Annotated in this window: 8 protein-coding genes; 3 read left to right on the forward strand and 5 right to left on the reverse strand. The window is 40.9% G+C overall.

Annotated features, from left to right (window positions below; translation table 11 throughout):
- Positions 1-166: 166 nt before the first annotated feature.
- From IR083_RS16910 to dxs, 5 genes are all read right to left on the reverse strand, one after another.
- Positions 167-1,861, reverse strand: coding sequence for an alpha-amylase family glycosyl hydrolase (locus IR083_RS16910; protein ID WP_194225203.1), 1,695 nt, complete (start codon positions 1,859-1,861; stop codon positions 167-169).
- Between the two features lie 770 nt (positions 1,862-2,631).
- Complete coding sequence (locus IR083_RS16915; protein WP_194225204.1) at positions 2,632-3,714, reverse strand: CapA family protein; 1,083 nt, start codon at positions 3,712-3,714, stop codon at positions 2,632-2,634.
- A 17-nt stretch (positions 3,715-3,731) separates the two neighbouring features.
- Positions 3,732-5,189 (reverse strand): TrkH family potassium uptake protein, encoded by a 1,458-nt coding sequence (locus tag IR083_RS16920; protein ID WP_006800991.1) that lies wholly within the window; start codon positions 5,187-5,189, stop codon positions 3,732-3,734.
- A 10-nt stretch (positions 5,190-5,199) separates the two neighbouring features.
- Positions 5,200-6,537, reverse strand: coding sequence for a Trk system potassium transporter TrkA (gene trkA, locus IR083_RS16925; RefSeq protein WP_006800990.1), 1,338 nt, complete (start codon positions 6,535-6,537; stop codon positions 5,200-5,202).
- Between the two features lie 127 nt (positions 6,538-6,664).
- Complete coding sequence (gene dxs / locus IR083_RS16930; protein ID WP_006800989.1) at positions 6,665-8,608, reverse strand: 1-deoxy-D-xylulose-5-phosphate synthase; 1,944 nt, start codon at positions 8,606-8,608, stop codon at positions 6,665-6,667.
- 399 nt (positions 8,609-9,007) lie between these two features.
- On the opposite strand from dxs, the gene IR083_RS16935 reads away from it, so the two are divergent.
- The 3 genes from IR083_RS16935 to IR083_RS16945 all read left to right on the forward strand — a co-directional run bounded on the left by IR083_RS16935 (position 9,008) and on the right by IR083_RS16945 (position 15,704).
- Positions 9,008-11,416, forward strand: coding sequence for a TonB-dependent receptor (locus tag IR083_RS16935; RefSeq protein WP_199343244.1), 2,409 nt, complete (start codon positions 9,008-9,010; stop codon positions 11,414-11,416).
- A gap of 228 nt (positions 11,417-11,644) precedes the next feature.
- Positions 11,645-12,763, forward strand: a complete 1,119-nt coding sequence (locus IR083_RS16940; RefSeq protein WP_194225205.1) for a PepSY-associated TM helix domain-containing protein — start codon at positions 11,645-11,647, stop codon at positions 12,761-12,763.
- 82 nt (positions 12,764-12,845) lie between these two features.
- Complete coding sequence (locus tag IR083_RS16945) at positions 12,846-15,704, forward strand: glycoside hydrolase family 2 protein (protein WP_194225206.1); 2,859 nt, start codon at positions 12,846-12,848, stop codon at positions 15,702-15,704.
- The last annotated feature ends 60 nt before the right edge of the window (positions 15,705-15,764 follow it).

Raw genomic sequence — 15,764 nt, forward strand, 5'->3', positions numbered from 1 at the left:
TTTTACCGAAATTATATCTTATAAAACCTTTATACTTCTCCCTCTTCCTTTTCCCGCCACTTTTAGGCACTTATTCTTTTGGGTAATCATTAATCCGATAAGAAAAATACAAAAATCTATCTCAAACCAGAGTTCAGAAAGATATTCATACAGTCTTAACAGCGGTCTATTGTCCGACAGAAAATTTGATTATCATGCCCGAGCAGGCCTCCACATTAATATACAGGGCTTTATCCCAGCGCGAACTTAGTGGAATATTCTTCTTTGAAAATAATTCCTTTGCACTCTTTATTCTCTGCGGTTCAATACCCATATAGCCGAATGCTTCTGACGGAATATGCACTGATATTTCCGATGCATACGGCGCAAAATTAGCAACCACCAGTATAAATTCTTTTTTACATGAGCGAAGAAACGCATATTGTTTTGTGGAATCAAATTCCGGATTTTCATAATTATGATACATCAGGTCGAAGAATTTACCCGAACTGATACTTTCTTCTTCTCTCGCTATTTGTATTAGCTGGAGATAGAATTTGCGCAATTTCACTTGCCCCTGTGTCAGATTTCCGTTGCCAAAGGAACCGTTATTCCTCCATTTCCGCACAGAATCTACCGACCAGTAATCGAAAATGGTAGTTCGCCCGTCGAGCCCGCTGAAACCTTCTTTGTCCATACCGCGCTCACCCAACTCCTGCCCAAAATATATCATCACCGGATTGGTGTACATAGTAGCTGCCGTAATCATACCCGGTATAGCTTTGAATGCATCTCCGGCAAAAAAATCGGATGCTATACGCTGTTCGTCGTGGTTTTCAAGGAAATTTAGCATCTTTGGTTGTAAGTCCCCGATACGTTGCCAGCAAAAAGTAATTTCAGAGGCCGGCTTATATCCGCAGATAACATCGCGAAGGGTGTCATACAGATCGACTTTGTCATACAGATAGTCGAATAAACCCCAGTGCACATAATTCTGATATTGCGCAGGATTATACACCTCTGCAATAAAAATCAGTGATTTGTTTTTTGCCTTGACTTTAGGAATAACCCAGTTCCAGAACTCTACCGGTACCATCTCTGCCATATCGCAGCGAAATCCGTCAACTCCTTTCGACGTCCAGTACAGTAGTATATCCTGCATCTTTAGCCATGTATCAGGAACAGGCATAAAACAATTGGTTTTACCATGATTATAATCCACACCGTAATTGAGTTTTACGGTTTCATACCAATCATTGATTCCGGGTTTATTTGTAAAACAATCATTTCCTGTCGCTTTTGCCGGATATTCCACGTAAGCGCCATCTCCCTGCTGGACAGGAAACTGCAATTCCAGTTTTTGATTTGGTATATAATAAAAATTATTATCAGGGTCGAATGCAATTGTGGGATTATCATTCTCTCCGAAATCTTTTACTTTCGGGGGTTTGGCATCCGAGTGATATTGGCGTGCAACATGATTTGGCACAAAATCTATTATCACTTTCATACCGTTCTTGTGAGTTCTGTCTACCAACTCTTCAAATTCAGCTATTCTGTCTTCAACCACATCGGCCAGATCGGGTGACACATCATAATAGTCGCGTATTGCATAAGGAGACCCTGCATTACCTTTTATTACGTCCGGATTATCTTTAGATATGCCATGTGCAGAATAATCTGTTTTGGAAGCATGCTCCAATATCCCTGTGTACCATATATGGGTAAATCCCATTTTTTTTATCTCTTTCAGTGCCTTGTTGTCGAAGGCGGAAAATTTGCCTGCTCCGTTTTCTTCCAGCGTACCGTTTTCTTTGTTTATGTCTTTATTATTTCCGAATAGTCTGGGAAGTACCTGGTAAATAAATAGTTTTTCCTTCATTTTTGTGTATTTTGAGATACAAATATCCGAATTTTTTATCCAATAATATCATGTTCAGAGCAAATTGCCATTGTAAACGCACGAAAATTGGCAGCAATAACCACCATCAAAATTTACATTTATTAACTACATAGTATTAAAACCTGACACATCTGACAACTTTTTCTTTGTTTCACCTTGTCGTTTTCACTTTCGTTAACTACATATAGTTAAAAGGTAACACGGAAAACAATTAAGAATTAAGAATGAATAATTAATAATTAGCTTGTCTTACAGAGCAAAGCGAAGCATCTCGTCAGTAAACAGTTAGCAACTTGTATCTCGCGTCTTGTCGACTCGTATCTCATATAACTTTCAACTTACTACTTGTTAAAAGGTAATAAAGGTAACGCATTTTTAGTTATTAGCTGATAGCTGTTAGCCGATAGCTTATGTACAAAACCTGACAAACCTGACAAACCTGACGACTTTTTACACAATTTTTATTGTCACTTTTTCTTCTAAAAACTCCGTGCTACTCCGTTTACTCTGTGGTTAAAAAATAAAAGGTAACAAAGGTTACACCTTTTTCAGTAAACAGTAAACAGATAGCAGTAAACAATTTGTGTTTGTCTACTCGTATCTCATATAACTTTCAACTTAGTACTTAAAACTTATTACTTATACCAATACTTCAAAGAGCTACAAGCTAACAGCTAAAGACTATCAGCTTACCTATATAGATAAACTTTTTCAAAATGATTAAGATTCAGCTCAGTATATCGTAAATCCTAGTCCTTCTTCCATAGGCTTTCAATTGCATCCTTCGCATTGGTCGCAAAAGCCTTCATCTTAAGAAATGACACCTCTCCGAGTTTCTCTCGCCCCAGCTCATTATCAAAAGAGGCTACGGGGAGCAGTTCGAAAAAGGATGGAGTATCCTTGTCTTTCATCAATTTATTGACCCATACAAGAGAGTACGAACAGGAGTTTATTCTGACAGGATCATTCCCATCTTTGCTTATATCTATCTTTACCATCATGCCACCTGTTGTATTTACAGGTTTCATGGCAGAGATAAGATTCCCCATCGAATACACGACAACATTCTTTATCTCATCGCCTTCTTTTTGTATATCTATAGGTTGCACCACATGTGGATGGCCACCGATAACGAGGCGTACCCCATTACTGATAAGAAAATCGGCAAGTTCTTTTTGCTCTTTATTGTGTTTCAGTACATATTCGATACCCCAATGCATGTTAGCTATAATGATATCCGCTTTCATTATCTTAGCCTGTTCAATATCCTTCAGTATCTGTTTTTTATCGATATAATTGACAATATTGGGTTTTGTTACAGTATATCCGTTTGTATCATAGGTATAGTTTAACATAGCGATACGGATACCGTTCTTAATCATCATCAGGGGGTAGTATAAGTCCCGTTTTTCTTCATTGACGAAAACCCCTGTATGCTTTACCTTTATCGAATCCAGTATTGTAATGGTACGCTCCAAACCCTTTTTCCCTTTATCCAGAATATGATTGTTCGACAAGAGAAATATATCGAATCCGGCATCTTTCAATGCGTACGCATACTCGTCGGGAGAGCCAAACCGGGGATAACCCGTATATCTTTCACCGGGTAACGTGGTTTCCAGATTGACAACCGCGATATCTGCATGTTTGATCTCATCTGTTACATACCGGAAATATGGAGAATAGTCATAGCCTTCACCTGTCTTCGCCACATCGAGTTGCCCTTTATGCTGCATGGCATCTCCGGCAAAGAGGAAGCTGACTTTTTGTTCTTGCGCAATAGCGGTGCAGGCAAAGAATATTACGGCAAGAAAAGTGCAGTGTTTTTTCATTTATATAGAATCGGTTATTATCTTCTCCAGAAAGCAGGCATAAATAAAGAAAGTACCGTAAACAATTCCAGACGACCTGTTAGCATCAGAAAGCAAAGATACCATTTCGAAGCCGTAGGCACATCTGAAAAATGCCCGTTATGGCCTATCTCAGCCAATCCGCCACCGACATTCCCTATACAGGAAATAGCAGCCCCCAGTGAATTCTCGAATTCCATACCTGACAAAGACAGGAGCAGGCAACTGATGATGAGTATCCCCAGATAAAGGAATATAAAGGCCAGTACTTTTGTGACAATATCGATGGATATCACCCGGTCGTTGAGACGGATGGGGAGTATAGCATTCGGGTGTACCTGCCGTTTAAATTCATTGATGGAGTTCTTGAAAAGGATAATGATACGCACTATCTTGATACCGCCCGCAGTGGAACCGGCACATGCCCCGAAAAGCATAAAGATGACTACCACAAACTGATAGAATGCTCCCCAATTCATGAAGTTCTCCGTAGAAAAACAGGTAGTTGTAAGTATAGAAACGACCTGAAACAGAGATGTGCGGAATGTTCTTTCCACACCTTCTATCTTTCCCGAAGAATATAGTCCGACAGCGATTATGGATACAAAGATAAGAATGATCAGAACATACCATTTAAACTCCTCATTCCTGAGGAGTTTTTTCGGATCGCCTTTCATAAAGAAGTAAATGAGAGGGAAGTTAATACCGCCTATAAACATAAATATGGTAATAACATACTCTATGTAAGCAGAATTCCAGTAAGCGATACTATCCTGTTTAGTAGAAAATCCGGCAGTAGAGATAGTAGTGAAAGCATGGCAGACAGAGTCAAATATATTCATCGGGCCCAACCACAGCAATAGGACAAGTATACCTGTAAGGAATATATAGACCATCCAGAGCCGCTTGGCTATCTGAGAGATACGCGGGCGAAAACGGTCATACCCGATCCCCGTAACCTCAGCATCGTACAACACAGAAGCATTGCCTCCCATGGGCAAAATAGTGGCAACGAAGACCACAATACCCAGCCCTCCCATCCATTGGGTTATACTCCTCCAAAAAAGCAGGCCTTTGGGCATGCTCTCTATATCGGTAAGTATCGTCGCACCCGTTGCCGTAAAACCGGATATTGTTTCAAAATAAGCATTGCTGATGCTCGGTATTGCTCCACTAAAGTAGAATGGTAGCATACCAAAGGCTGAAAGGACGATCCACGACATGGCTACCATCAGAAAACTCTCACGTTTTCCTATCGGTTTAACATAGTCTTCGGTCCCGGATAAGCGAAGGAATACGCCTGCAAAGAAAGTTATCGTAGAACTTATCAAAATCGCATCGCCTGCTATTTCATGCGAATAGTACGAAACAACAGTTGCCGCCATCATAAACAGAGACTCTATGATGAGTAAGAAACCTATAGTTTTTAATACAAAACGATAATTGAAATTGCTCATTAGATATTGATTAATGGAATAGCTTTTCTGCTTCGCGCAACGAATCTTCGAGACAGAAAACCACTACATGGTCGTAAGGCTCGATCATGGTCTCCCCGTCAATCATCATTGGTTCTCCATTGCGAATCAGTCCTCCCAAAGTCACATTCTTGGGCAATATAATTTTTTTTACTTCTTTCTTGGTTATCCGTGAATTTGGCCGGGCTATTATTTCAGCGACATCGGCATTGGCTACAGTCAAAGATTTCACATTGGATACGTCTGCGCTGAGCAAGAAACGGTAAATATTGCTCACGGTAATAAGCTTCTTGTTGATAATACTGCCGATATCCAGATTTTCAGCCATCGAGATATAATCCATGTTCTCTATCTCTGCCACTGTTTTTCTCACGCCAAAACGTTTTGCTGCCATACAAGCCAGAATATTGGCTTCTGAATTTCCTGTAACAGCAATAAAGGCATCTATATCTTTTATACCTTCCTGTAAAAGGAATTCGGCATTACGTCCGTCGTTATGGTAGACGGTTACATTCTTCGGCAGTTTTTCCAGCAGCTGATAGGATTTTTCCTTATCTGATTCCAGTAGCTTTATATTAGTGGAGTCGGGTAAATATTGACAGGTACGGATAGCGATGCGGCTACCGCCCATTATCATCACGTTTTTTACATCAAAAGTAGCTTTACCCGCGATTTTAGGCAAATCGCCTATATTGTCTTTTGTGACGGTGAAAAAGACAATGTCACCGGACAGCACCTGGTCACTGCCTTTGGGTATGATGGTTATATTTTTTCGCTTGATGGCTACGATATGAAATATCTTATCTTCCTGTCCCAATTCATACAGATGCTTGTTTACAAGTTCGGAATTATCCCGGACTTTAATTCCGGCCAGAATAATATTGCCATCGCAGAGCTCTATCCACTGGCGCACCCACGGGCGCTTCAGAGCTGAAACGATTTCTTTGGCAGCCAGCATTTCGGGATAGACCATCGAATTCACCCCCAGTTTACCAAAGAACTCTTTATTTTTGGGTAAAAGATATTCATAATTATCTATCCGGGCGAACGTTTTCTTTGCCCCCATATTCGAGGCCAACATGCACGCTGTGATATTGACAGACTCATCGGGTGTAACCGCTATGAACAGATCGGCTTCTTCAACATCCACTTCTGTGAGGTCTTTTAGTGATGTGCACGATCCGGCCATAGTCATCATTTCCAAATTTGTATTTGAGAAATTGAGCTTATCTTTATCGGTATCCATCAGTACAATATCCTGATTTTCTACCGATAATAGTTTTGCCAAATGTGTGCCCACTGCTCCTGCTCCTGCGATTACAATTCTCATAGACATATTATCTATTTAAAGTCTCAGACCTGTTTGACCCGCCTTCGCGTTGTCAATTGTTAATTGTTACTTTTTTATTTATAACAACAAGAGTTAGTTATAATAAAATTGCATTAAATACTTTCTCTTATTTATATATATCCACATGTTGCTGAGGTACGACATTATACCGGATTAATGTTTCGTGCATACGTTTTGCCAATCCCGGAGCGTCTATTTCACAAAGCTTGTTCAACTCTTTTATTGAACCATGAGTTACAAACTCATCAGGCAAACCTACACGCGTAACATTTATATTATGATAATTATTCTCCGAAAAATATTCAAGCACAGCGCTGCCCAAGCCTCCGTTTTCGACGCCATTCTCTATAGTCATAACATTCTCATAGTTCTCGGCTACTTCTTTCAGTAATGCTTTATCTATTGGTTTCAGGAATATCATATCGTAATGGGCAATGGAATATCCCTCACCTTCTATCACAGCTATAGCTTCTCTGGCTGCATTCCCGATAGGTCCTATTGTGAGTACTGCGAGATCTTTACCGTTTTTCAGTTTTCGACCTTTACCTATTTCCAGTTTCTCCATTTTGCATTCCCAATCGCATAATACGCCCTGCCCTCTCGGGTAACGGATGACGAATGGCCCATCATAACCATAAGCTGCCGTAAACATCAAATGGCGAAGATAATGCTCATTGTATGGCGAGGCAATCACAAGATTCGGAATACAACGCATATATGCAAGATCGAATGCCCCGTGATGAGTAGGTCCGTCCTCTCCTACCAGCCCGGCTCTGTCGAGACACATTACCATATGCAGATTTTGCAAGGCAACATCATGTATCACCTGATCATAAGCCCGCTGCATAAATGATGAGTATATATTACAAAATGGCAGAAGACCTTCTTTTGCCAGTCCGGCGGAATAAGTTACGGCATGGGCTTCGGCAATGCCGACATCGAAAGCCCTGTCGGGAAACTCCTTCATCATATACGTCATGGAGCAACCTGTTGGCATAGCCGGTGTAATACCTACTATTTTTTCATCCTGCTGCGCCAGTTCTACAAGTGTATGGCCGAATACATCCTGAAATAGTTGCGGCTGGTCTTTCGATTTTACAACAATCCGCTCTCCGGTTTCTTTATCGAACTTCCCGGGAGCATGCCATACGGTAGCGGATACTTCCGCTGGTTTGAAGCCCTTTCCTTTTACAGTGTGTATGTGCAACATTTTAGGGCCTTTCAAATCTTTAATGTTCTGTAAAATACGTACCAAACCACGTAAGTCATGTCCGTCCACGGGGCCAAAATAACGGATATTAAATCCCTCGAACAGATTATGCTGTTTAGTCAACAAGGATTTCAGACTATTATTAAAACGGAGGATAAAGTTCTTGCCTTTTTCCGTAATGAGGTTCCCTTTCTTAAATTTCTGATAAACATCATTCCTCACACGGTTATAAGCCGGAGAGGTTGTCATCTTTACCAGATAATCCCGTATTCCGCCGACATTATCGTCGATAGCCATATCATTATCGTTAAGGATAATAAGTATATCGTTAGGCTGGGAATTTGCATTATTCAATGCCTCGAAAGCCAATCCTCCGGTCATGGAACCATCACCGATAACTGCTACCACGTGCCTGTCCTCCTTTTTCAGGGCCGAAGCCACAGCCATACCTAATGCCGCTGAAATGGAATTGGACGCGTGTCCGGCTATAAAAGCATCGTATTCGCTTTCTTTCGGATTGGGAAATCCGGCTAAGCCTCCAAACTGACGGTTAGTATGAAATCTATCTTTTCTCCCTGTGAGTATTTTATGGCTGTAAGCCTGATGTCCGACATCCCAAACGATACGGTCGTACGGGGTGTTATATACATAGTGGAGGGCTACGGTTAACTCTACTGTACCCAGACTGGAACCGAAGTGCCCCGGATTATTACTTAGTTGGTCGATAATAAAATTCCTCAAATCGGAGCAAAGAGTTTCCAACTCTTCGATGCTCAGGTTTTTCATGTCGGAGGGGTAATTTATCTTCTCTAGTATTGATATATCGTTTTGTTCACTCATAATAGTTTTCTTCAAATATAGAACCACCCTTTTATGGGTATAATAAACAGGCAAATATATAAAACAAATAGCATTTATATATTAAGTTGCATGCAATTTAACCTGTTGAGGCAGACACTTTTTACATACCGGAAGAAAAGTATTGCTTCAGACAGAGCATTTTAAAGATAAATCTCCGATAAGCAAATTATTTGTTAATTAAATTAACACGATCAACCATTCAATCTTTACAAATAGATAAACCCTACGGAAAATAATACATCCATCAATCCCTATTTATTGTGATAATTATATAAAATTATCATTATTTTTTGCGATTGCCAGCCTAAGCAATAATCAGGACCTTTGCCCTCGATTACATTTATCTATTCACACATATACAAAATATATAATAAACTTATGAGGAAAATTATTTTTCTAAGCCTATTACTTATTCTCAATATATCTTTTGTTGTTGCACAGACGATAAAGGGAAGAGTACTTGATGATAATGGACAACCTTTAGCTTCGGCTACTGTTGTTATTAAAGAATTGCAAAAAGGAGTTTCCACTGATAATGAAGGAAAATTCAGGTTCGTACGCCTGCCTAAAAGAGAACTTACTGTAGAGGTGAGTTTTGTAGGTTATAACAATAATGAAAAAAAGGTAAATCTTTCTGATGATCAGGAAATACATCTTCAATTTAATATGGTACCAAATACCAATCTGAATGAAGTGGAAGTATTCGGTGAACGATATAAACAACCTGAAAAGCTGGATGCGATTACACGTATGCCTCTTCGCCCAAGCGAGCAAATACAAAGTATATCGGTTATTTCGGATAAAGTGATAGCCGAACAGGGTGCGTTGACCGTGACCGAGGCAATACGAAATGTTCCGGGTGTTATTCTTTTCGGCTCATACGGAGGAGTGAAAGAAAGTTTTTCCAGCAGAGGTTTTCGAGGCATTCCGGTTTTGAAAAACGGGGTCAGAACAGATTCTCAGTTTCAGACGGCATCAATCCTTACCGACATGCAAGGTGTAGAAAGCATTCAGATGATAAAAGGCTCTGCAGCGATTACACAAGGGGTGATTACCGATATAGGAAATGCAGGAGGTGTAATCAATGTTGTAACAAAGACTCCTAAGTTTATAAATGGAGGAGAAGTTGGTGTGCGTGCAGGTAGTTGGGGACAGTTCCGACCTACATTCGACGTACAGTCTGTACTGGACAAAGGAAAGACTGTTGCTTTTAGATTGAATGGCGCTTATGAGCGTTCGGATAATTATCGCCCGATCGTTTCCTTGAACAAGGTGTATATCAATCCATCATTGGAATGGAGACCTGATGAAAAAACCACAGTAACTCTCGAGATGGATTATATGAATGATGACAGAACTCCGGTTTCGAGTGCAATAAATCTCGCCGACGGCGGTACAGAAGCGATGTACGAGATACCTCACGATAAGTTCCTTGGTACCAAAGCAGATAATATAAACACAAAAACACTTACATATGCAGCTCGTATAACACGCCAGATTGCGGATAAAGTGAGCGTTAGGGCTGCTTATTTCGGATCTTCTTACAAATTTGACAATCTGAACACCTCGATAGGTACAAAAGCGATTAAGAATGATTATAATGTGAGGGGTAGATCATTGACAAGAAGCATGAGAGATGACAAGAATTCAACATTCCAACTCGACTTGGTCGGTAAAGACATCTATACAGGAAGTGTGAAACATACATTCCAGCTAGGGTTCGACTACAGAACAGCGGATGTATCCACCACCAGCTTTTCGTCTTATTCGTTAGGAAATATAGATATCGTAAATTCTCCTTCTATACCGAATGACGTAAGTCAGGACTCCATCATAAAATATATAAAACCAAATTCGCCTGTTGATACATACTATTCTACATATGGCATTATGGCGCAGGAGGTAATGACTATAAACGATTATGTAAAAGCAATTTTGGGACTTCGTTACAGTTCTATCTCTACGAATAATACGGGTGGTGGTGTAACTACAGAAGATGCATGGAACCCGATGGTAGGAGTAATGGTAACCCCTATAAAGAATATGAATGTATTCGGGTCGTACACTACAAGTACAAACCTCAGAAATGCAGCAAATATACTGGAAGACAGGGTAACCCTTGCAGGCCCTGCTAAAACAAAACAATGGGAATTCGGTATTAAATCGGACTGGCTGAATGAAAGATTGCGCTTCAACTTTACATATTTCGACATACTTACCGACAATCTCACCAACTCGGAATACGTATATAATGAAGAAACAGGAACTCAGGAAACAACAGGCTACTATTACAAAGCAGGGGACCTGAAGAGAAATGGGATAGAAGTGGAATTAAGCGGACGTATACTTACCAATTTGCAGGTAATGCTGGGATACTCATATACGAATGCCAAATACAAGAATAGTCCTTCATACGAAGAAGGGTCTGCACCTATAAATGCAGCTAAACATACGGCAAACGGATGGGTATACTACACTTTGGACAGAAGTCCGCTGAAAGGTTTATCTATTGGCCTCGGCGCCTACTATGTAGGCAAGCGTCCTGTGGATGACTTCTCGCTGAAACCAAATGGACATGAAGGCACACTTACCGGGACAAAACCTTTCGATATGCCAGCCTACACAACTGTAAATGCTCAGCTAGCTTATACTTACGGCAAGGTGACTACCCGTGTGTTCTTCAACAATATATTTGATGAGGTAGGATATAATTCATATTTCCGCGGAGGTTTTATCAACCAGATTGACCCGCGTAATTTTGCAGCAACAGTATCATACCGCTTCTAAAACGAATCACTATTTATGATTACGGAACAATAAGAAAATCATTATTTATTGGGATTGCAGGTTGTTACAATTAGTCCGAAATTTGCAGAGATGATAGTTGATTTAATCTGCTTCAATTCTCAAAAAGATATAGATTAAAGAATTACTTAACTTTGATGATAGTTGTTCCGATGAATTGTTTGATAGTCAATCCATCGGAACTTTTTTTTAGAATACAGAAATACATTTATGCGTAAATTTCTCAAACAGCTACACAAGTGGCTTTCGATTCCGGTGGGAATCATCATCACAATAGTTTGTCTTACCGGAGCAATACTTGTATTTCAGGATGAAATACTTCAACTTTCGAATCCTTCTCATTATTTTGTAAAAGAGGTAAAAGGTAATCCTATACCATTGGATGAACTGATACCAATGGTAAATGCTCAACTGGACAGCAATACTGTGGCCAGTGTACAGATACCGGACAATCCGGAGCGTACCTATACAATGACCCTCAAAGAAGGCTTCCGCATATCGGCGTTTGTAAACCAATATACAGGTGAAGTAACCGGAATGTATAAATTCAGGGAAAGCCCGTTCTTTACCATTATGTCGCTTCACCGTTGGTTATTGGACGGCGGACGCACATGGGGAAAATATACAGTAGGTATTTCTACTTTGATATTCGTATTTATTCTTATCAGCGGTTTTATAGTATGGATGCCCCGGCGACTAAATAAGAGCCGTTTCAAAATTCAGTTTCGTAAAGGAGGGAAGCGTCTATGGTACGATCTGCACAATGTGCTGGGAGCGTATGCCTGTCTGGTGTTACTGATATGTGCCCTTACAGGAATGGTGTGGTCTTTCGAGTGGTACAGAAACGGAGTATTTAAGTTGTTTGGAGTGGAAGCACCTCAGGAACATGGACACGGAGGAGGTAGCCGCGGAGGAAGAGGTAAGGAAGGTAAAAAAGAAGAACTAAATGTAGCAAACTGGCAAACAGTATTCAATAGATTAAAAGCAGCCAATCCGGATTATGAATACATCCGAGTACAGGACAAATCAGCAACAGTACATCTGAAGTCATCCGTCACATCGCGTGCCACTGATAAGTATGACTTTGATAAAAACACCGGAGAGATAACAAAAATCACTCTGTTTAAAGATCAGGAAGGAACAACCAAAGTGTGGGCATGGGTATATAGCCTGCATGTAGGGAATTACTGGGGCATCTGGTCGAAAATATTCACTTGTTTCTTTTCTCTTGTGGGCGCAAGTCTACCCATTACAGGCTATTACATCTTCTTTGTAAAGAGAAGGGAAAGGGCAAAAGTAAGGGCGAGAAAAGAAACACGCAAAAGTTAATTAACGTTTGAACGTTATCTCACGGGTAAAAAACAGTATCTTTGTCTGACCTATTTAATCAAAAACAATAAAGTCAGAACCCATGATCAACGAACAACAAAAATTGTATCTGAAAGGCACGGTGATACTACTTCTGTTTATGGTATCATCTGCGAATTTCAAAGCACAACAGTTAACTAACTTATGGACGGGACTCCGCCAACATCAGCCTCAATCGGAATTACCGAAGGGCAATGCTTCATTTCAGGAAGCAAAAAGAATTGCAAAAGAGAACTTACCTACTAAGTTAATCCCAACCCAAGAGGGAGAATGGATTATTACTCAGGGCTGGGAAATGGCCGACGGAGCAACGCCAATTGAATCCGGAAAGTCAATCTTCGATCCGCAACTGAATACGGCAACATGGTACAACGCCACTGTTCCCGGCACAGTACTTACCACATTGGTAAATCAGGGAGTTTATCCCGATCCGTTTTTCGGATTGAATAATATGAATATCCCCGATTCGCTGAGTCGCACCGATTGGTGGTACAGATGCAAATTTACTATTCCGCAAGATATTGCTGACAGGCAGTTGCGACTCCTCTTCAATGGTATAAATTACCGGGCAGAGGTATATCTGAACGGGAAAAGGCTGGGCAGTATAAAAGGAGCTTTCATTCGTGGCGAATTTGATGTAACAAATATCGTAAACCCTAATTCGGAAAATATACTAGCCGTTCACATTCTTCCTCCCAATAATCCGGGAATACCTCACGAGCAATCGATGATTGCCGGACAAGGTTTGAACGGAGGAGTACTCAGCACAGACGGGCCAACGTTCATATCTTCTATCGGCTGGGACTGGATTCCGGGTATTCGCGACCGTAATACGGGTATCTGGCAGGATGTAAGGCTCAGGTCGAGTGGTGATGTATTGATCGGTGATCCGTTGGTGACAACGGATATTCTCCTACCTGATACTACTCAGGCAAAAATAACTATCCGTACCAATATCCGTAATATAAGTTCAAAAACAATAAACGGCACGCTCTCTGCCGATATAGAAAACATCAATATCAGCATCCCTTATTCGCTGAAAGCTAATGAGGAAAAAGTATTGGTTTTCAGTCCGGAGGAGTATAAGGAACTGAATATAAAGAATCCCCGCCTGTGGTGGCCGAATGGCTACGGCAACCCGGAATTATATGATATGAAACTAACTGCCCGGACAAATAGTAGTACCTCGGACACCAAGAAAGTACGTTTCGGCATCCGTGAGATGTCATATGAACTGATGGTGAGTGATAATGACCAAAATAAAAGAGTGCTTTATACGCCAAACTCAACAATAAATAAAGGAAATCCTATATTCGATTATGAAAAAAGGGCTTTCTTCACCAAAGATAATCAACTGCCTACAATTACCAAAGGCGCAGACGTATCCGGATTGGAAACATTGTCAGCGGACGATCCTATCGGACCTTTCCTTGCAATCAGGGTAAACGGAGTGAGGATATTCTGTCGTGGCGGCAACTGGGGAATGGACGACGGCATGAAACGGGTATCCCGGGAGCGTATAGAACCATATGTACGTTTGCATCGTGATGCCAATTTCAATATTATCCGCAACTGGACAGGAGAATCGACCGAAGAAGTATTTTATAGCCTTTGTGATGAATACGGCATGCTGGTTTGGAACGACTTCTGGATTACCACAGACGATACTGTGGAGCCAAGCGACTTCGACCTGTTTGTTAAGAATGCTGCGGATGTAGTACGCCGTTACCGCAATCATCCGTCTATAGCTATCTGGTGTCCGCGCAATGAGGGCTTTGCACCGGAGGGAATGAGCGAAACACTTACAAAAATGGTAGCGAAAGAAGACCCTACGCGCCATTATCACGGTCAATCCCGTTTCCTGAATATGGGGACAAGCGGTCCGTGGGGATACTTTAAAGACCCGTCACTCTATTATACCCAAAACGCAAAAGGCTTCAATACCGAGATGGGTAGTTATGCCATCCCTACTGCGAATACCATCCGCAAATTCATAGCCCCGGAAGACCAATGGCCTATAAATGATGTGTGGGCATACCACGACCTGCATCACACATCCCAGAATTTCGGAGACTTTATGAATGCAGTAAACCGTTATGGGAAACCTGAAAGTATGGAGGATTTTGTCCGCAAATCACAATTTATAACATACGATGCATGGCGCAATATGCTCGAAGCGTGGAACAGTAAGATATGGAATAATACGACAGGCCTTATACTATGGATGAGCCATCCGGCATGGCCGAGCATGATCTGGCAAACATATACTTACGATTATGAAACACCGGGCTCCTATTTTGGGGCAAAGAAGGCTTGCGAACCGGTACATATACAGATGAACCTGCCTGATAACGATGTAATGATTATCAATACAACATTGCATGACTATAAATCAGTGACAGCTGGTATCAGGTATATAAGCCTGCAAGGGAAAGAGTTGTATAAGAAAGATGTAAAACTAGACGCTAAAGCAAACTCATCCGCTAAGTGTTTTGCTCCTGAAAATGTGAATAATTTGCCTAGGTTATATCTGGCTCGTTTAGAGTTGAAAGATGTAAAAGGAAAAACGATGTCGACAAATGACTATTGGATAACTGACGGCAATAATGACTCATACAAGGACATGAACACGCTGTCTTCTGTAGAGGTAATTGTGAAAGCCATAAACTCTAATGGCAAAACATTGATAGAGATATCAAATCCATCGAAAGTATTGGCCGCCGCCCTGAAACTGAATGCAGTAGATAAAAACACAAATGAGATACTGCTTCCGGCCTATTTCTCTGATGGCTATATCAATTTATTACCCGGAGAGAAGAGAACCGTAGAATTGACATTGCCTCAGCATTTAACGGGTAACTATAAGGTTATAGCCGAAGGGTATAATGCCAGAAGCAAGTAAAGTATAAAGATTTTTATACAGAAAGATTTGCAACCGCATTTGTGTCATACAAATGCGGTT

The organism is Dysgonomonas sp. GY75 (assembly GCF_015234155.1).
GTDB lineage: Bacteria > Bacteroidota > Bacteroidia > Bacteroidales > Dysgonomonadaceae > Dysgonomonas > Dysgonomonas gadei.